Annotated in this window: 14 protein-coding genes and 3 pseudogenes; 7 read left to right on the top strand and 10 right to left on the bottom strand. The window is 73.3% G+C overall.

The window, feature by feature from the left end; genetic code table 11:
• Positions 1–28 precede the first annotated feature (28 nt).
• The 6 genes and pseudogenes from ACFVFR_RS25435 to ACFVFR_RS25410 all read left to right on the top strand — a co-directional run.
• Positions 29–2,296 (top strand): annotated as a pseudogene (locus tag ACFVFR_RS25435) (SulP family inorganic anion transporter); the annotation flags it as partial.
• Positions 2,297–3,048: 752 nt separating this feature from the next.
• Entirely contained in the window at positions 3,049–5,010 is a 1,962-nt protein-coding gene (gene acs, locus ACFVFR_RS25430) for an acetate--CoA ligase (RefSeq protein ID WP_383705651.1), read from the top strand.
• A 367-nt stretch (positions 5,011–5,377) separates the two neighbouring features.
• On the top strand, positions 5,378–6,772 hold the full coding sequence (nhaA, locus tag ACFVFR_RS25425; protein ID WP_383705649.1) for a Na+/H+ antiporter NhaA: 1,395 nt from the start codon (positions 5,378–5,380) through the stop codon (positions 6,770–6,772).
• A 101-nt stretch (positions 6,773–6,873) separates the two neighbouring features.
• Positions 6,874–7,338, top strand: a complete 465-nt coding sequence (locus ACFVFR_RS25420) for a phage holin family protein (protein ID WP_383705646.1) — start codon at positions 6,874–6,876, stop codon at positions 7,336–7,338.
• Entirely contained in the window at positions 7,335–8,270 is a 936-nt protein-coding gene (locus ACFVFR_RS25415; protein ID WP_383705644.1) for an alpha/beta fold hydrolase, read from the top strand. The genes ACFVFR_RS25420 and ACFVFR_RS25415 overlap by 4 nt, the downstream gene beginning before the upstream one ends.
• Positions 8,271–8,685: 415 nt before the next feature.
• Positions 8,686–8,871 (top strand): hypothetical protein, encoded by a 186-nt coding sequence (locus tag ACFVFR_RS25410; protein WP_383705642.1) that lies wholly within the window; start codon positions 8,686–8,688, stop codon positions 8,869–8,871.
• 637 nt (positions 8,872–9,508) lie between these two features.
• Here the strand turns inward: ACFVFR_RS25410 and ACFVFR_RS25405 are convergent.
• From ACFVFR_RS25405 to nth, 4 genes and pseudogenes are all read right to left on the bottom strand, one after another.
• Positions 9,509–10,708, bottom strand: a complete 1,200-nt coding sequence (locus tag ACFVFR_RS25405; protein WP_383705640.1) for a MarP family serine protease — start codon at positions 10,706–10,708, stop codon at positions 9,509–9,511.
• Positions 10,709–10,720: 12 nt separating this feature from the next.
• Positions 10,721–11,233: pseudogene (locus tag ACFVFR_RS25400) on the bottom strand (NUDIX hydrolase); the annotation flags it as partial.
• 264 nt (positions 11,234–11,497) lie between these two features.
• A pseudogene (locus tag ACFVFR_RS25395) lies at positions 11,498–11,665 on the bottom strand (coenzyme A pyrophosphatase); the annotation flags it as partial.
• Between the two features lie 551 nt (positions 11,666–12,216).
• A complete protein-coding gene (gene nth / locus ACFVFR_RS25390; protein WP_383705638.1) occupies positions 12,217–13,041 on the bottom strand; it encodes an endonuclease III in 825 nt (274 codons plus the stop codon).
• Between the two features lie 274 nt (positions 13,042–13,315).
• On the opposite strand from nth, the gene ACFVFR_RS25385 reads away from it, so the two are divergent.
• Positions 13,316–13,990, top strand: a complete 675-nt coding sequence (locus ACFVFR_RS25385; RefSeq protein WP_003981529.1) for a Crp/Fnr family transcriptional regulator — start codon at positions 13,316–13,318, stop codon at positions 13,988–13,990.
• Positions 13,991–14,211: 221 nt separating this feature from the next.
• Here the strand turns inward: ACFVFR_RS25385 and ACFVFR_RS25380 are convergent, their stop codons facing one another.
• From ACFVFR_RS25380 to ACFVFR_RS25355, 6 genes are all read right to left on the bottom strand, one after another.
• Entirely contained in the window at positions 14,212–15,042 is an 831-nt protein-coding gene (locus ACFVFR_RS25380; RefSeq protein WP_383705635.1) for an MBL fold metallo-hydrolase, read from the bottom strand.
• The gene (locus tag ACFVFR_RS25375) at positions 15,039–16,052 is read right to left on the bottom strand and encodes an NUDIX hydrolase (protein ID WP_383705633.1); all 1,014 of its coding nucleotides are present in this window, start codon (positions 16,050–16,052) and stop codon (positions 15,039–15,041) included. Before ACFVFR_RS25375 ends, ACFVFR_RS25380 begins: the two co-directional genes overlap by 4 nt.
• A 511-nt stretch (positions 16,053–16,563) precedes the next feature.
• Positions 16,564–16,974 carry a VOC family protein gene (locus ACFVFR_RS25370; RefSeq protein ID WP_383705630.1) on the bottom strand — a complete coding sequence of 137 codons (411 nt, stop codon included), beginning with the start codon at positions 16,972–16,974 and terminating at the stop codon, positions 16,564–16,566.
• Positions 16,975–17,232: 258 nt separating this feature from the next.
• Positions 17,233–17,592: a helix-turn-helix domain-containing protein gene (locus tag ACFVFR_RS25365; protein ID WP_383705702.1), complete on the bottom strand. Its 360-nt coding sequence runs from the start codon at positions 17,590–17,592 to the stop codon at positions 17,233–17,235.
• A gap of 216 nt (positions 17,593–17,808) precedes the next feature.
• Complete coding sequence (locus tag ACFVFR_RS25360; RefSeq protein WP_383705628.1) at positions 17,809–18,276, bottom strand: RidA family protein; 468 nt, start codon at positions 18,274–18,276, stop codon at positions 17,809–17,811.
• Entirely contained in the window at positions 18,273–18,434 is a 162-nt protein-coding gene (locus tag ACFVFR_RS25355; RefSeq protein ID WP_383705626.1) for a DUF4177 domain-containing protein, read from the bottom strand. Before ACFVFR_RS25355 ends, ACFVFR_RS25360 begins: the two co-directional genes overlap by 4 nt.
• Positions 18,435–18,486 lie beyond the last annotated feature (52 nt).

The following is an 18,486-nucleotide window of genomic DNA, read 5'->3' as shown; positions in this document are numbered from 1 at the left end:
CGACCGCGCAGACCCGGAGGAGACGGGAATGTTGCAGCTCTGGAGCCGGATCGACCGCACCTCGGTGCGTCGGGACCTCTCCGCCTCGTTCGTCATCTTTCTCATCGCCATCCCCCTCTCCCTCGGGCTGGCGCTGGCCACTGGCGCGCCCCTCCAGTCGGGTCTGATCGCAGCCGCGATCGGGGGCATCGTGGCGGGCCTGCTGGGCGGCGCCCCGCTCCAGGTCAGCGGGGCGGCCACCGGTCTTGTCGTGGTCACCGCCGACCTGGTCCAGCGCTACGGCTGGCGAGCGACGTGTGCCATCACCGTGATGGCGGGCCTGGCCCAGCTCGCCCTGGGCGGCCTCCGTGTCGCCCGAGCGGCACTCGCGGTGAGCCCCGCGATCGTGCACGGGATGCTCGCAGGTATCGGCGTGGTCATCGCCATCGGCCAGATGCGGGTCATGCTGGGCGAGAGACCCGGCGGCTCGGCCGTCGGCAACCTCGCCGCCCTGCCCGCCGAGCTGCTTCGCCCACACGCCGCGGCGTTGCTGGTCGGCGCCCTGACAGTGGCCGTGCTCGTGGCCTGGCCTCGGCTGCCGGGCCGCCCAGGGCGATGGGCGCGCCTGGTTCCGGCGCCGTTGGCGGCCGTCGGCACCGGCACCGCGCTGAGTGCCGGGCTCACCGTCCCCCGCGTCGACCTGCCCACCCTGCGGCTCCAGGGGCTGCCGGCCCTCCCGGACGGCCCGGTCCTCGGGGTGATCGCCGCCGTCCTCACCGTGACACTGGTGGCGAGCATGGAGTCCTTGCTCTCCGCGGTCGCCGTCGACCGACTACAGGCCGCCCACCCCGACTCCCGGGGCGCGCAGACCCGGCTGGACCGCGAGCTGCTCGGGCAGGGGGCGGCCAACGTGGCGTCGGGGTTCCTCGGCGGCCTGCCGGTGGCCGGCGGAGCCATGCGCGGCTCGGCCAACGTGAAGGCCGGAGCCGCCAGTCAGGGCTCCACCGTCCTGCACGGGATCTGGGTCCTGCTGTGTACGGGACTGCTCGCCACCGCGTTGGAGCTGATCCCGCTGGCCGCGCTGGCGGCACTGGTGATGATGGTCGGGGTGCAGATGGTGAACTTCGCGCACATCAAGCACGTGCGGCGGCATCGCGAGTTCCCGGTCTACGCCGCGACGCTGGGCTCGGTCGTCGTCTTCGGTGTCCTGCAGGGCGTCGCGATCGGCGTGGTGGTCGCCGTCGTCACCGCCTTCCGCCGTCTCACCCACACGCGTGTCGCGGTCACCGGCGAGGCCGACTGCCTCCGGGTGCGCGTGAACGGCCAGCTCACCTTCCTCGCGGTGCCCCGGCTGAGCCGCGTACTGGGGCAACTACCACGCCGGCGAAGCGTGGTGGTCGAACTGCACGGCTCGTTCATGGACCACGCCGCGTACGACGCGCTCCAGTCCTGGGCTCAGGGGTACCGCTCGGACGGCGGCTGGGTACGACTCGGGGGACGCGCCGGACGCGCCCTGGTCGAACCGGCCACCGCGCACGCGCAGGCGCATCCGTGTCGGCCCTGGATGCCGTGGCGCAATCACCACTGCACCCGGCCCGTAGCCCCGGCGCGGCGCGGAGCGCCGAACAGCGGTCAGCTCATCGGGGGCGTCAGCGCCTTCCAGCGGCACACCGCCCCGCTCGTACGGGAGGAGCTGGCTCGGCTGGCACGGGAGGGCCAGCGACCCAGTCAGCTCTTCCTGACCTGCGCCGACTCCCGGCTCGTCACCAGCATGATCACCTCAAGCGGGCCGGGCGACCTGTTCACCGTCCGCAACGTGGGCAACCTGACGCCGCCGTCGGACGACGACAGCGCCTGCGACTCGGTGGCCGCCGCGATCGAGTACGCGGTGGACGTGCTGAAGGTCAGTTCCCTGACCGTCTGCGGTCACTCGGGCTGCGGAGCCATGCAGGCCCTGCTCAACTCGGCCGGAGGCCCGGCGGACGACACCTCGCTCTCGCGCTGGCTGCGGCACGGGCGGCCAAGCCTGGAGCGACTGGAGTCGATCAAGAAGAGCGGAGCCGACCCGGCGGCCGGCCAGGGCGCGGACGGTCGTGCGGCGGTGGGGCTCAGTGGGCGCGCTGTGGCGGACGACACGGAGTTGTTGGCCCTGGTCAACGTGGAGCAGCAGCTTGAGCATCTGATGGCGCACGCGTGCGTGGCGCGGCGGGTCCGGGAGGGCACGCTCGCGCTCCAGGGGATGTACTTCCACGTGGCGGAGGCCCAGGCGTACGTGCTGGACCCGGCCTCCGGGGTGTTCTCCGCCGTGGAGCCCGAGCGCCCCACCCCTCCGGAGGGCGCCGGCCGCCCCGAGGGTGTCGGCCACTGGGGGGACGTCGGACACGCGGAGGACGTCGGACACCCGGCCCGCCCCCACGACGCGCTGCCCGCGCGGGGGGCGGGACGCCTCGCCGTGGCGTACCCGCCGGTGGCGGAGCGGTGCCAGCCGGCCCGCCACGGTGGCCCCGCTCACACCGAGTTCCCGCCACCCGGCGGCCGGGAGCGGGCGCACGTCGCGTCCCCGGACCCCGACGGCCGAGCGGAGGAGGACGTTCCCGTTCGACCCCGCCCCGGTGGGCGCGACCTCCCGGGGGCCGGCCACGGTGGGGCCGAGACATCCCGGGGGACCGAGTCGGCCAGTCGTACCGTCCGCTCGACGGGGCACGCGAGCTCGACCGACGGGGTGGCCGGCGCGCGGCCGACCGCGCGGGCCACGGCTTCGGGCCCGGCCGACGGGGCGCGCCACACCGAGCATCCGGTGGCGCCCCTCGCCGGGGACCTGGACTCCGCCACGGTCAGCCGCCCGCGGGGCGCTCCCTCTCCAGGGGGCGACATGTCGTGAGCGACGCCCGCGCGGCCACTCGGGCCGGGCCGCGCCGTGGGCGTCCCGCGGCGGTCGCGAGCGGGGTCGAGGGGTGTCACCCGGTAAAGGTCTACACCAATTTTTTTCAACAGCCCTTGTCAGAGGATGCCGCAGGCTGATGAGCTATGACCTGGGACACAACGGGCACCCTGGGAATGGGAGAAGTCGTGAGCAACGAAAGCCTGGCCAACCTGCTTCGTGAGGAGCGGCGTTTCGCGCCACCCGCCGACCTGGCAGCCAACGCCAACGTCACCGCGGAGGCGTACGAGCAGGCGAAGGCTGATCGGCTGGGCTTCTGGGCCGAGCAGGCTCGTCGGCTGAGCTGGGACACCGAGCCGACCCAGACGCTGGACTGGTCGAACGCGCCCTTCGCGAAGTGGTTCGCGGACGGCAAGCTGAACGTCGCGTACAACTGCGTCGACCGGCACGTCGAGAACGGGCTCGGAGACCGCGTCGCCATCCACTTCGAGGGGGAGCCGGGCGACACGCGGGCGATCACCTACGCGGAGTTGCAGCGTGAGGTGGCGCGGGCGGCCAACGCGCTGATCGAGCTGGGCGTGCAGACGGGCGATCGCGTCGCGATCTACCTGCCGATGATCCCCGAGGCCGTGATCTCGATGCTCGCGTGCGCGCGCATCGGGGCACCGCACTCGCTGGTCTTCGGCGGGTTCTCGGCGGACGCGCTGGCCACACGGATCAACGACGCGGACGCCCGCGTGGTGATCACCGCCGACGGGGGCTACCGACGCGGCAAGCCGTCGGCGCTCAAGCCCGCCGTGGACGAGGCGTTGACCCGTCCGGGCACCGAGAACGTACGCAGTGTCCTGGTGGTGCGGCGTACCGGTGAGGACACGGCCTGGACCGAGGGCCGCGACGTGTGGTGGCACGACCTGGTGGACGGCCAGTCCGACCAGCACACGCCGGAGGCGTTCGAGGCGGAGCACCCGCTCTTCATCCTCTACACGTCGGGTACCACGGGTAAGCCGAAGGGCATCCTGCACACCACCGGTGGCTACCTGACGCAGATCTCGTACACGCACAGCGCGGTGTTCGACCTCAAGCCGGAGTCGGACGTCTTCTGGTGCACGGCGGACGTCGGCTGGGTGACCGGCCACTCGTACATCGTCTACGGGCCGCTCTCCAACGGCGCGACGGAGGTGCTCTACGAGGGCACGCCGGACTCCCCGCACCAGGGGCGCTGGTGGGAGATCGTGCAGAAGTACGGGGTGACGATCCTCTACACGGCCCCGACCGCGATTCGCGCCTGCATGAAGTGGGGCGACGACATCCCCGCGAAGTTCGACCTGTCGTCGTTGCGCGTCCTCGGTTCGGTCGGCGAGCCGATCAACCCCGAGGCGTGGGTCTGGTACCGCAAGCACATCGGTGGGGACCGGGCGCCGATCGTGGACACCTGGTGGCAGACCGAGACCGGCGGCATGATGATCAGCCCCCTGCCGGGCGTCACCGAGACCAAGCCGGGCTCGGCGCAGGTGCCGCTGCCCGGCATCGCGGCCACCGTCGTCGACGACGACGCGAACGAGGTGCCCAACGGGTCGGGCGGGTACCTGGTGCTGACCGAGCCGTGGCCGTCGATGCTGCGCACGATCTGGGGCGACGACCAGCGCTACCTGGACACCTACTGGTCCCGCTTCGAGAACAAGTACTTCGCGGGCGACGGCGCGAAGAGGGACGAGGACGGCGACATCTGGCTGCTCGGCCGGGTGGACGACGTCATGCTCGTCTCGGGGCACAACATCTCCACCACCGAGGTGGAGTCGGCGCTGGTCTCCCACCCCAAGGTCGCCGAGGCGGCGGTGGTGGGCGCGGCGGACCCGCAGACCACCCAGGCCATCTGCGCCTTCGTGATCCTGCGGGGCGGGGCGACACAGGACGAGGGCCTGGTCGAGGAGTTGCGGGCGCACGTCGCCAAGGCGCTCGGCCCGATCGCCAAGCCCAAGCGCGTCCTGCCGGTGGCGGAGCTGCCCAAGACCCGTTCCGGGAAGATCATGCGGCGGCTGCTGCGGGACGTCGCGGAGAACCGTGACCTCGGCGACGTCACCACCCTGACCGACTCCTCGGTCATGGACCTGATCCAGACGCAGCTCCCGGGCGCGGCCAGCGAGGACTGACACGCGGCGGGCGGGCCACCGCCCACCCGTGTGGACGCGCCGGGCCCAGCGGCCCGGCGCGTCGGCGCCCCCGCCTCCGTGGTCGACGCGCGGCGGCCTGACGTGCGGCGCCCCGCCCCTCGGGGGGTGGCCCGGGCCGCCGTGCCGAGGTTCTCCGTGCCGGACGAAACGCGCGGCTCAGCGGCGGAGGGTCGATGATCGGGAGACAGGTTCGCGGTGCCGGGCCGGAGCGTGGATGGGCCGTTCCGGTTAAGGTGGGGACCGTCGCGTAAATTCCGCGACAAGGTTTCAGGGCGCGCCGGGAAGTCTGGTCGGCATACACCACAGGTGTATCCGCAGCCGTCCCGCCCTTGGAGGTCAGCCCGTCGTGGCCGCGCCCAGTAACCACAAGTTCCTTGGACGACTGTCCCTTCCCGAGCGGAACTACGTCGCGGAAGCGCTCCGCACCGAGACGGTGGGCGGCGTCCTGCTGCTCGTCGCCGCAGTCGCGGCCCTGCTGCTGACCAACACCCCGCTCGGCGACACGTACAACGACGTCCGGGACTTCTCCTTCGGGCCGGAATCACTCCACCTGCACCTGAGCGTCGGCGCCTGGGCCCAGGACGGCCTGCTCACCATCTTCTTCTTCGTCGCCGGCATCGAGCTCAAGCGCGAACTGGTGGCGGGCGAGCTGCGCGACCCGAAGGCCGCCGCGCTGCCGGTGATCGCCGCCGTGTGCGGCATGGCGGTGCCCGCGCTCGTCTACACCGTGGTCTCCCTCAGCGGCGGCGGCAGCCTGGACGGCTGGGCGGTACCGACCGCGACGGACATCGCGTTCGCCCTGGCCGTACTCGCGGTCATCGGGACCGCGCTGCCGGCCGCGCTGCGCGCGTTCCTGCTGACCCTCGCGGTCGTCGACGACCTGTTCGCCATCCTGATCATCGCGATCTTCTTCACGACCGACATCAACGTGGTCGCGCTCGTGCTGTCCTTCGTCGGCCTCGCCGCCTTCTGGACACTGCTGCGCCTGGGCGTGCGCGGCTGGTACGTCTACGTGCCGCTGGCCGTGGTGATCTGGGCGCTCATGCACGCCAGCGGCGTCCACGCCACGGTCGCCGGTGTGGCCATGGGGCTGATGCTGCGGTGCACCGTGCGCGAGGGCGAGCGGCACTCGCCCGGCGAGCGCATCGAGCACCTGGTACGACCGGTGTCGGCGGGGCTCGCGGTGCCGCTGTTCGCGCTGTTCGCGGCCGGGGTGTCCATCTCGGGCAACGCGGTGGCCGACGTGTTCACCAAGCCCGAGACGCTGGGCGTGGTGCTCGGCCTGCTGCTCGGCAAGGCGATAGGGGTCTTCGGTGGCTCGTGGCTGGCCGCGCGGTTCACCAAGGCGGAGCTCAACGACGACCTGGCCTGGGCGGACGTGCTGGCCGTCGCCTCGCTCGCGGGCATCGGATTCACCGTCTCGCTGCTCATCGGCGAGTTGGCCTTCCCCGAGGACCCGTTGCTGGCCGACGAGGTGAAGGCGGCGGTGCTGATCGGCTCGGTGCTGGCCGCGGTCTGCGCCAGCGTGCTGCTCAAGCTGCGAAACAACAAGTACAAGAAGTTGTACGACGCGGAAGAACTCGATGAGGATCAGGACGGTGTTCCGGACATCTACGAGCTGGATCAGCCCGAATACCACCTCCGTATGGCGGCGATCCACGAGAAGAAGGCCGCCGAGCACCGCAGACTGGCGGAGGCCGCCGGGGCATCGCAGAGCACCGAAGGCGACGGTCCGGCATGATCTAAGAGGCTTCAGATCCGCGCCAGGCCGGTAGAAGCTCCGTAGCACGTCCGTACGCGGCCCCGGCGGGCCAGCACATTGAGGAACGAGGGAGACAGGCGATGAGCGCAGCCGACGAGGGCGGTAACCGCAGCCTCGGGCAACTGGTGTCCACAGCCACCAGTGAACTGTCCGCGTTGGTGCACGACGAGATCGCGCTGGCCAAGGCCGAACTGCGGCAGGACGTCAAGCGCGTCGTGATGGGCAGCACCGCGGGCATCGTGGCCGGTATCCTGCTGCTCTTCTCGCTGCCGGTGCTCAGCTTCGCCCTGGCGTACGGGTTCCACGCCTGGACGGATCTCGGCCTGGCCTGGTGCTTCCTGATCGTGGGTGGCCTGTACTGGCTGTTGGCGATCGTGCTCGGCCTGATGGCGCTGGCGAAGTTCAAGAAGGTCAAGCCGCCGCAGAAGTCCATCGCTTCGGCCAAGGAGACCGCGGCCGTGCTGGGTAACGTCAAGCCCCACCCCCGCGCGCCCGGCGAGGTCGTCCCCTCCGGTGCCCACGTTGTGACACGCTCGACTGCATGACGGCTCCGGAACCCCCCGCTCGGCTCGCGTCCGTCGTACGACCCGACGGCCCGTGGACACACCGGGACGTCGCGGCCAACGGCGCCAGGTTCCACATCGCCGAAATGGGCGAGGGGCCGCTGGTCCTGCTGCTGCACGGCTTCCCGCAGTTCTGGTGGGCCTGGCGGCACCAGTTGCCGCGCCTGGCCGAGGCGGGGTTCCGCGCGGTGGCCATGGACCTGCGCGGGGTCGGTGGCAGCGACCGTACGCCCCGTGGCTACGACCCGGCCAACCTCGCGCTCGACGTCACGGGCGTGATCCGCTCCCTGGGCGAGCCGGACGCCGCGCTGGTCGGCCACGACCTGGGCGGATACCTGGCGTGGACGGCCGCGGTGATGCGGCCCAAGCTGGTGCGCCGGCTGGCCGTGTGCTCGATGCCGCATCCGCGCCGCTGGCGCTCGGCCATGCTCACGGACCTCAGACAGAGCCGGGCCAGCGGCCACGTGTGGGCCTTCCAGAGCCCGTGGTTGCCCGAGCGGCAGCTCGTCGCGGACGACGCCGCGCTGGTCGGACGGCTCGTCAGCGACTGGTCGGGGCCACGGCTGCCCGACGAGGCGGCCGTCGACGTCTACCGGCAGGCCATGCGCATCCCCTCCACCGCGCACTGCTCCGTCGAGCCGTACCGGTGGCTGGTCCGCTCCCTCGCCCGGCCGGACGGCGTGCAGTTCTACCGCCGGATGAAGCGCCCGGTCCGCGTGCCCACGTTGCACCTGCACGGCTCGCTCGATCCGGTGACCCGGGTCCGGAGCGCCGCGGGCTCCGGTGAGTACGTCGAGGCGCCCTACCGCTGGCGGCTCTTCGACGGACTGGGCCACTTCCCGCCCGAGGAGGACCCGATGGCGTTCTCCACGGAACTGATCAACTGGCTGCGGGACCCCGAGCCCGACCGGTGACCGGCGAGAGTGGGTACGCGATGGTGCGTACGAGCGCCCCTCCTCGTACACGGCGCCCGCGCGTGCCGGCGCACTGCACGGCGGGCCCCGCACTCCGTACGCCGGCGCCCGGGGGAATCCGTCGCGCGCTCCCCGGCGGTTCGGGGCGGTCGAGGTGAAGCCCACCGTCGCGAGGCGCCACCGGATAGCGTTGCCCTGCCCGCCCTCGGAAACGTACCCGGTGATCAGCGCCGGCTGGCGCTCGTCCGTGACCGCCGGCCCACCTGTGCGGACAGGCCCCGGTACCCGGGCGGGTCCGGCGGCTCGTCGAGGCGATCCAGCCCTGTGCGCCGGGGCTTCCGCTTGCCTTACGCATAGGCCAATTGACGGACCCACAGGTGATTACCGACCTTGGGGCAGGGGCAGGGTTCGAAGTATGGGCTGGACGCACGACTACCGTGACGCAGCGAACGAACGCGGCCCCGACGCCGCGCTGACCGTCTCCGAGCGGGGCGGCTCCGGGCAGGTCCCGGGCCATGATCCCCGTATCGGCATTCCCCGCATCATCCGCCGCCGCGCCCGCTGGGTGTCGGCGCGGCTGCGCCATCCGCGCAACCGCTAGCGCCCCGGCGACCGGGCCACCACCACGCGCGACGGACTCCCCCACGCGACATTCCGGTACTCCGCGCGCTTCCGGGTGCCCGATCGCCCCAGGGCGGTAGCGGCACTCACGGCGACGTACGCGGCCCGGCCGCCCCATGCCGTGCTCGGACCTCCCGGTCTTCCGGTGCGACCGGGCCCGGTGGCCTTCCGCCAGGCCCAGGCCGCCCGTGACGGCACGACACGCCCCACGGCGGCACGGCGTTGCCCCGGGGGGCGCACTCGCGGAGCGCTCCGACCGCCGGCGCGCACCGTGCGCTTCCGCTCCCCTGGCCACCCGCCGCGCGGCTTCCGCCGTCCCGCCGCCTCCTGCCGGTGTGGGGCGGTGTACGTGCCGCCAGTGCGCGGCGGCGTACGCCCGCGCCGTCTCAGGCCGGGCTACACGCCGGGCGCGTCTCCCGAGGGCGGGGGTGGGGTAGCTCCGCGCACCTCGGTCGCGCGGGCGACCCACCGCGCGCGGGGGCGTACGGGCGGGGTTACAGGGCCTTGGGGCGCATCGCGACGTGCCTGGTCGGGGCCCGCGAGAGCCGGGGCGAGGCGGGAGGGGGCACGGTGCGCGGTGGAGGGGCGCGGGGCCGGGTGGGTGCCTGGCGCCCGTCTCACATCGCGCAGCCCTGGGTGTTGACCCGCTCGTCGGCCGTGCGGCCTTCGCTGATGTTCTGCTGGACCTCGCTGGCGGTCAACGCGTAACCGGTGTTCGCGTCGTCGAGGGAGCGGGCGAAGACGACGCCGTAGACATGGCCCTCGGGGGTCAGCAGCGGGCCGCCCGAGTTGCCCTGACGGACGGTGGTGTAGAGGGAGTACACGTCACGGTGGACGGTGCCACGGTGGTAGATGTCCGGGCCGTCGGCCTGGATGCGTCCCCGCACCCGGGCCGCCTGCACGTTGAAGTCGCCGTTCTCCGGGAAGCCGGCCACGATCGCGCCGTCGCCGTTTCCCGCGTCGCCCTGGGCGAACTGGAGGGCGGGAGCCTGGAGCGCGGGGACGTCCAGCACGGCGATGTCGCGCTTCCAGTCGTAGAGCACGACCTCCGCGTCGTACAGCTTGCCCTCGCCGCCGACCTGCACGGTGGGCTCGTTGACGCCGCCGACGACATGGGCGTTGGTCATCACGCGGTGCGGCGCGTAGACGAAGCCCGTGCCCTCCAGGACCTTGCCGCAGCTCGACGCGGTGCCGACGACCTTGACGATGCTCTGCCGCGCGCGGTCGACCACGGGGCTGGTCGCGAGCTTGGGGTCGGGGGCCGGCACAGCGGGGATCGGCTCTTCCGCGAACGGCGAGAACACCTGCGGAAAACGGTTCTCCGCGAGCACGGAACTGAAGTCGGCGAACCACGTGTTGGCCTCTTCGGGCACCACCCGGGCCACGCCGAGGAGGACCTTGGAGTTACGGACCTCCTTGCCCAGCGTGGGCAGCGAGGTGCCGGCGATGGCGGACCCGATCAGCCACGCGACCAGCAGCATCGCCATGACGTTGACCAGCGCGCCGCCGGTGGCGTCGATGGCGCGCGCCGGTGACCAGGTGATGTGCCGGCGCAGCTTGTTGCCCAGGTGGGTGGTACACGCCTGGCCGATGCTGGCACACACGATCACGATGACGACCGCGGAGATCGCGCCGAACGAGCCCGGCGCGGCGTTGTCGGTGGTCTGGTCCCATATGACCGGCAGCAGGTACACGGCGACCAGGCCACCGCCGAGGAAGCCGCTCACCGACAGGACGCCGACGACGAAACCCTGGCGGTAGCCGATGACGGCGAACCACGCCGCGGCGACCAGGAGCAGGATGTCCAGCACGTTCACAAGGTCACCGTCTCACGCACGCCAGTCGAGCGGCACGTGGCGTTCCCTGTCCCACGGCCGTTCCCAGCCGGCGAAGTGCAGGATGCGGTCGATGACGCCGGCGGTGAACCCCCAGACCAGCGCGCCCTCCACGAGGAACGCGGGCCCCTGGTGGCCGCTGGGGTGGACGGCGACGGCACGGTTGGCCGGGTCCGCCAACGCGGCCACCGGCACCGTGAACACCCGGGCGGTCTCGGCCGGATCGACGGGTTCGACCGGGCTGGGCCGCCGCCACCAGCCGAGGACCGGGGTCACGACGAACTCGCTGACCGGAATGTAGAGCCGCGGCAGAACGCCGAAGAGCTGTACGCCCGAGGGGTCGAGCCCGGTCTCCTCCTCCGCCTCGCGCAGCGCCGCGCGCAACGGCCCCTCCCCCGCCGGATCGCCGTCCTCCGGATCGAGCGCCCCGCCGGGAAAGGAGGGTTGCCCCGCGTGCGAACGCAGGGTGCTGGCGCGTTCCATCAGCAGGATCTCCGGGCCGGCAGAGCTCGCGGGCGGGGTGGCGTACGCCTGAGGCCCGTGCGCGGGGGGCGGGTACGCGGCCGACGTCGCGCCCTCGGGGGCGCGGGAGGCTGTCGGTGTGCGGGGGTCCGCGCCGGCGTGTCCGAGGTCGGGGTACCGGTCGTCGGCGCGCGCGCCGTTGGCCTCCCGGCCCGTCCTCACCTCTCGGCCGCCGCCGGCCTCGGGCGCGTACGCCGGCTCGCGGCCTCGCGCCGTGGCCGGGCCGTTGACCCGCTCGCCGGCGGGCCGTCCCTCGCCGAAGAGGACGAGCACGGCGGACTGCCGCCCCGAGCCGTTCTTCGGCGGCAGGAAGCGGCTGAGCTGTCGCGGCTCTATGGTGCGCGCCAGGCGTGCGACGGGCAGCAGCCAGTCGGGGAGCCCGTGCTCGCTGACGGGGGTCGGCCGGCCGGCGCGCACCGTGCCGACGGCGGCGGCCCGCGCCGGGGCACCGTGCGTCGCGCCGTCGCCGCGCGCGGGCTCGTCGGGAGCACCCAGCCCGCCACGGGCGGGGGCGTCGAGCGCGGGGCCCTCGTGACCGGCACCGCCGTGGCCCCCGTCGTGTCCGGCTCCGTCGCCCGGGGGGCTCGCGTGCGGGGAGTCGTCGCGCGCGGCACCTTCGCGCGGGGGTCCGTTCCACGCGCGATCGTCACGCGCGGCGCCGACCGCGTGGGCCGGGACCGGCTCATGGGTGACCTCCCGCGCCCGGCGCGCGCCGGGCGCGTCGCCCCTTTCGGCGCGGGCGGCGCTCCCGTCGAGCGGCGCCCGTCTCGGAACGTCGCCCTCGCCGTACGCGGCGGTGGGCGAACCGTCGGCGCGGACAGTGTTCGTCGGATCCGCGTCGGCCGGGGCGGGGGTCACGGCGTGCCGGGCCGCGTCCGCGAGGCGCGCCGGCGGGCCGGGCGGGCGCTCGGCGCACCGCTTGCGCCCCTCGCCCCCGCCGCCCACGCCCGCGTCGTCCCAGCCGCTCCTCACGCGGTCCCCAGCGGCGGGGCCGGCTTGCCCGGGAAGTCGGTGGGCGGGCTCAGGCGCTGGCCCGGCTGGCCGCCCATCTCGTACTTCAGCAGCTTGCGCGCCTTCTCCGGGTCGGTCTCGCCCTCGCCGTAGGACGGGCAGAGCGGAGCTATCGGGCAGGCGCCGCACGCGGGCTTACGTGCGTGGCAGATGCGCCGGCCGTGGAAGATGACGCGGTGCGAGAGCATCGTCCAGTCGCTCTTCGGGAAGAGCGCGCCGACCTCGGCCTCGACCTTCTCCGGGTCCTCCTGCGTGGTCCACTTCCAGCGCCGCACCAGCCGGCCGAAGTGAGTGTCCACGGTCAAGCCTGGCACGTCGAACGCGTTACCCAACACGACGTTGGCCGTCTTGCGACCGACGCCGGGCAGCGTCACCAGGTCCTCGAGCCGGCCCGGCACCTCACCGTCGAAGCGGTCGCGCAGCGCCGCGGACAGGCCGAGCAACGACTTCGCCTTGGCCCGGAAGAAACCGGTGGGGCGGATGAGCTGTTCCAGCGTCTCGGGGTCGGCCGCCGCCATGTCCTCGGGAGTCGGATAGGCGCGGAAGAGCGCCGGCGTCGTCTGGTTCACCCGCAGGTCGGTGGTCTGGGCCGAGAGCACCGTGGCCACCAGGAGCTGGAACGAGTTCGCGAAGTCCAGTTCCGGATGCGCGTACGGATAGAGCTCGGCCAGTTCGCGGTTGATCCGCCGCGCCCGTCGGACCAGCGCGAGCCGCGATTCCGGCTTGCCCGGTTTCACGGCCTTGGCGGCTTTCGCGGCAGACGGTCGAGACCGTTCGCTCACAGCAGAACCACCTGATGCGGACGCCTTCCCCCTGCCTCCGTCGGAGGGCCCTCCCGGCCCCTTGCCCTGTGCTCTCACCGGCGTATTGGACACTCGGCCAGCGTAAGGCCACCCACCGACATCCGCCCCGAGCGCTGGAAAACCACTGCACGATCGGACCCCTGCCGTAGGGTCCTTGATGTCGGTGCGTCAAACTTGTGATTGATCGCACTGTTTTACCGTCCGGCATCATGGAGACCACGGTCCCCTGTGCATGTCGACAAGGAGAGATCTCGTGGACGACGTTCTGCGGCGCGCCCCGCTCTTCGCGGCGCTCGATGACGAGCAGGCCGCTGAGCTGCGCGCCTCCATGGGGGAGGTCACCCTCGCGCGGGGTGATGCGCTCTTCCACGAAGGGGACCCGGGCGACCGCCTGTACGTGGTCACGGAGGGGAAGGTGAAGCTGCACCGCACCTCTCCCGACGGCCGCGAGAACATGCTGGCCGTGCTCGGCCCCGGCGAGTTGATCGGCGAGCTGTCACTGTTCGACCCCGGCCCCCGTACGGCCACGGCGACGGCCCTCACCGAGGTGAAGCTGCTCGGCCTCGGCCACGGCGACCTCCAGCCCTGGCTCAACGCCCGGCCCGAGGTGGCCACGGCGCTGCTGCGCGCGGTGGCGCGCCGGCTGCGCAAGACCAACGACCAGATGTCCGACCTGGTGTTCTCCGATGTGCCCGGGCGCGTGGCACGAGCGCTGCTCGACCTCTCGCGCCGCTTCGGCGTGCAGTCCGAAGAGGGCATCCACGTCGTGCACGACCTCACGCAGGAGGAGCTGGCCCAGCTCGTCGGCGCCTCCCGGGAGACCGTCAACAAGGCACTCGCCGACTTCGCCGGCCGTGGCTGGCTGCGCCTTGAGGCGCGCGCGGTGATCCTGCTCGACGTCGAGCGGCTGGCCAAGCGCAGCCGCTGACGCGTTCACGGGGCGGCCCGCAGTTCGGGCCGCCCCGCGCGCGGCACACGCGCGCCCTACGCCACGCGCCGGCGCGCGCACCCCGAGCCCTGGGGGCCGCGCCCCCGCGCGCCGCGTACGTCCACCACGGTCCCGCGTGCGTTCACCACGATCGAGGGCCCGCCAGAGCGGCGTGCCCTCGATACGAGTGGCACCACCCCCTCCCCGGGGGCGGGGAGGGATCAGATCAGGTCACGTTCGCCCAGGTACTCAAGCTGGGCGCGGACGGACAGCTCGGCCGCGGGCCACAGCGAGCGGTCGACGTCCGCGTACACGTGCGCGACGACGTCGGACGCGGTGCGGTAGCCGTTCTCGACGGCCGTCTCCACCTGGGCGAGCCGGTTGGCCCGGTGCGCCAGGTAGAACTCGATCGCGCCCCGCGCGTCGGCCAGCACCGGGCCGTGCCCCGGCAGCACCGTGTGAACGCCGTCGTCGACCGCCAGCGAGCGCAGGCGGCGCAGCGAGTCGAGGTACTCGCCGAGCCGCCCGTCCGGGTGGGCCACCATCGTCGTGCCACGGCCGAGCACCGTGTCGCCGGTGAGCACCACGCCGTCGGCCGGCAGGTGGAAGGAGAGCGAGTCCGAGGTGTGGCCGGGCGTGGGCACCACGCGCAGCTCAAGGCCGCCGGTGGTGACGACATCGCCGCCGGCCAGCCCCTCGTCCCCGAGCCGCAGCGCCGGGTCGAGGGCGCGCACGCGGGTGCCGGTCAGTTCGGCGAACCGGGACGCGCCCTCGGCATGGTCCGCGTGGCCGTGCGTGAGCAGCGTCAGGCCGACCCGGCGGCCGGCCCGTTCGACGGTGGCGACGACCTCGGCCAGGTGTCCCTCGTGCAGTGGTCCCGGGTCGATGACGACGGCGAGGTCGGAGTCCGGCTCGGCCACGATCCAGGTGTTGGTGCCGTCGAGCGTCATCGCCGACGGGTTGGGCGCGAGCACGCAGTGCGCCCTGGTGGTCGCTGGGCCGCCGATCACGCCGCCGCGTGGCTGGCCGGGAAGTGCGGCTGCGTCACTCATGCGCTGACTCCGTCCGTGGTGGCGGGAGGGGCGGATGCGGTCGGGGCGGCGGCGGGGGTGACGTGGCGGGTGAACTCCTCGTGCCCCGGCCAGCTCAGCTCGATCTCCCCGTCGCGCAGCGTGGCCCGGGCGAGGATCGGCGTCAGGTCCTGGTCAGCGGCGGCGGCCAGGGCGGCGGCGGCCGTCGGGTAGGGGGCGAGGTCGCGGAGTGTGGCGATGGTCGGCGGCATCATGAGCAGCTCACCCCGGTCGTACCCCGCGGCGGCGTCCTGTGGCTTGATCCATACGGTGCGGTCCGCCTCCGTGGAGGCGTTCCTGGTGCGCTGGCCCGCGGGCAGCGCGGCGACGAAGAACCAGGTGTCGTAGCGGCGTGGCTCGAACTCCGGCGTGATCCAGCGCGCCCAGCCGCCGAGCAGATCGGAGCGCAGCACCAGCGAGCGACGGGCCAGGAAGTCGGCGAAGGACAGCTCGCGGGCGACCAGTGCCGCGCGGTCCGCCTCCCAGTCGTCGCCGGTCGTGTCGGCGACGACGGTCTCCGCGTCGGGCCCGGCCAGCAACACGCCGGCCTCCTCGAACGTCTCGCGCACCGCCGCGCACACGATGGCCTGTGCCGTGTGCGCGTCGGTTCCGAGCCGCGCCGCCCACACGGCGCGCGAGGGGCCGGCCCAGCCGGTGTCGCGCTCCCCGTCCCGCGCGTCCACCGACCCGCCCGGGTAGGCGTACGCGCCCCCGGCGAAGGCCATGGTGGTGCGCCGGCGCAACATGTGGACCGCGGGCCCGTCGGAGGCGTCGCGCAGCAGCAGGACGGTCGCCGCCCGGCGCGGAACAGTCGGCTCCAGTTCGCCGCTGGCCAGCGCCCGGATGCGGTCGGGCCACTCCGGCGGGTACCACTGTGCGGGGCTCGGGGCCGTGGCCTCGCCGGTTGGCGCCGACCCCGCCCGTGGGGCGGCGGCCTCGGTGGCCGCCACGGCCCGCGCGCTGTCGGACCCCAGACCATTCGTAGTGGACATGGCCGGATGCTATGCGCTGGTCCGCCGATGTTCGAGAGGCAGTCGTGACGACGCGATGAAGCTCGGCGCCGGGGCGCCGGCGCGCGTCAGCGGGCGGGGCGACCGGGTGGAGCGAGAGGCGAACCCCCGCCGAACCCCGCCGGCCGGCTCCTTCCGGGACCGCCGCCACGGCGGGCGGGGATGCCTGGGGTGTACCGGCGCACGCGGGGCGCGTCCACGCGGGCGGGCCGGGGGCGCGTCCACGCGGGGCACGACGGGGTGGTGTTCAGCGCGGGGTACGGGGGGATCGTGGCGCGAGTGAGCGGGAGGGCGGCGCACGCGGTCGGGGCGGGCGCCGCCCGGGAAGACGTATCGCGCCCCGGCGCACGCACGCGCTACCGCACCCGGCCCGACGGTGGCTGACGAGCCGCGGCCCGCGACGATCCCGCGGCCCGTGCCCGGTGGTCGTCGCCCCACCGCCCGGCGACGGGCCGACGAGTCGGCGGACCGCTGAACCGGCGGGCGCCGGCCCTCAGGCCTTCGGCTGGGTGAAGCGGACGCGGTTGCCGAAGGGGTCGCGGAGGCCGCAGTCGATCCCGTACGGGCGCTCGGTGGGCTCCTCGGTGAACTCGACGCCCCGCTCCAGCAGCGTCTCGTAGGTCTTACGGCAGTCGTCCGTGGTGAAAATCAGCCAGCCGCCCATCGCCCCCTTGGTCACCAGGTCGCGGACCTGCGCGGCCGTCTCCTCGGACATGGCCGGCGCGCCGGGCTTCTCCAGCAGGATCTGGCGCTCCGGGTGGCCGGGGACGCTGACGGTCAGCCAGCGCATGAAGCCCATGTCGACATCGGCGACGGCCTCCAGGCCCAGCTTGCCGACGTAGAAGTCGAGGGCTTCATCCTGGTCGAGAACGTATATCTGCGATTGCGTGATGGCGTTGAACATGTGCATCACCGTACTGAGCGAGTCGGCCGAAAACTTATCCAAAACTGCTCACTCCGCGAGCGGCCCCGCCCCCTCCGCGCGACGCGCAACGACGCGGATCACCGGAACGCGCGGCGCGGGCTCCGGGGACGTACGGCGGGCACCGGTGCGGACTCCCGGACCGCCCGCACGGCAGCGCGTCGCCCGGTCCGGGGCGGGAGACTCCGGGCGGATCGGTCCGGGGCGGGCCGGGGCAGGGCGGGCCGGTCCGAGGCGGGGTCAGTCGCTCGGTCGGGCCCAGGCCATCGTGAAGCAGGTGGGGACGCCGGTGGCTGTCGCCCGCTTGCGGTACGCCCGTGGGGTCTGGCCGACGATGTCGCGGAACGTGCGGCTGAACGTGCCCGGACTGCCGAAGCCGACGGCGAAGCAGATGTCCGTGATGCTCCGCTCGCTCTCCCGGAGCAGGAACATGGCCCGCTCGACGCGGCGACGCTGGAGGTAGCGGTGCGGCGTCTCGCCGAACGTGCCCCGGAAGACCCGTGCGAAGTGCGCCGGCGACACGTGGGCGATGCGGGCCAGCGCCGGCACGTCCAGCGGCTGCGCGTACGAACGGTCCATCGCGTCCCGCGCCCGCAGCATCCGGCGGTTGGTCTCTTCCACGGCGCGACTCACCCCGCCATCACACCACGCCGGCGCGCGGGCGGGGTCGCGAGCGGGCTCCCGCGTGCTGCCCCGAGCCGGCTCTCGCGCTGGCGGGCCCGCCGGCCACGCGCCCGCGTACCAGCGAGCGGACACGCGAGCGGGCGCGCGCCCCGAGGGCCGCGCGCCCGCTCAACGTACGGAGATCCGGTGGTGCTACGCGTCCGCGACCTCGACCTGCACCTCGACCTCGACCGGCGCGTCCAGCGGCAGCACCGAGACGCCGACGGCGCTGCGCGCGTGCACGCCGGCCTCGCCGAGCACCTCGTGGAGCAGCTCGCTCGCGCCGTTGATGACGCCGGGCTGGCCGGTGAAGTCGGTCGCGGAGGCGACGAAGCCGACCACCTTGACGACCCGTACCACCCGGTCCAGGTCTCCCACCTGCGACTTCACGGCCGCCAGGGCGTTGAGCGCGCAGACGCGGGCCTGCTGCTTGGCCTCCTCCGCCGTCACCTCGGCCCCGACCTTGCCGGTCACCGACAGCTTGCCGTCGACCAGCGGGAGCTGACCCGCGGTGTAGACGTACGACCCCGTGCGCACCGCGGGCACGTACGCGGCCAGCGGCGCGGCGACCTCGGGCAGCGTCAGCCCCAGGTCGGCGATCCGCCGCTCGACCGCGCTCACGCGGCCTTCTCGCGCTTCAGGTAGGCCACGAGCTGCTCGGAGTTGTTGGGGCCGGGAACGACCTGGACGAGCTCCCAGCCGTCCTCGCCCCAGGTGTCCAGAATCTGCTTGGTCGCGTGTACGAGCAGCGGCACGGTCGCGTATTCCCACTTGGTCATGGTGCCGACTGTAATGCCTCTCCCCGGGAGCCTCGTGCGTAGCCCGGACGGG

The sequence above is a fragment of the Streptomyces sp. NPDC057702 genome (genome assembly GCF_042799315.1).
GTDB lineage: Bacteria > Actinomycetota > Actinomycetes > Streptomycetales > Streptomycetaceae > Streptomyces.
The sequence above is the reverse complement of the archived record's forward strand: the minus strand, read 5'-3'. Positions and strand labels throughout refer to the sequence as shown.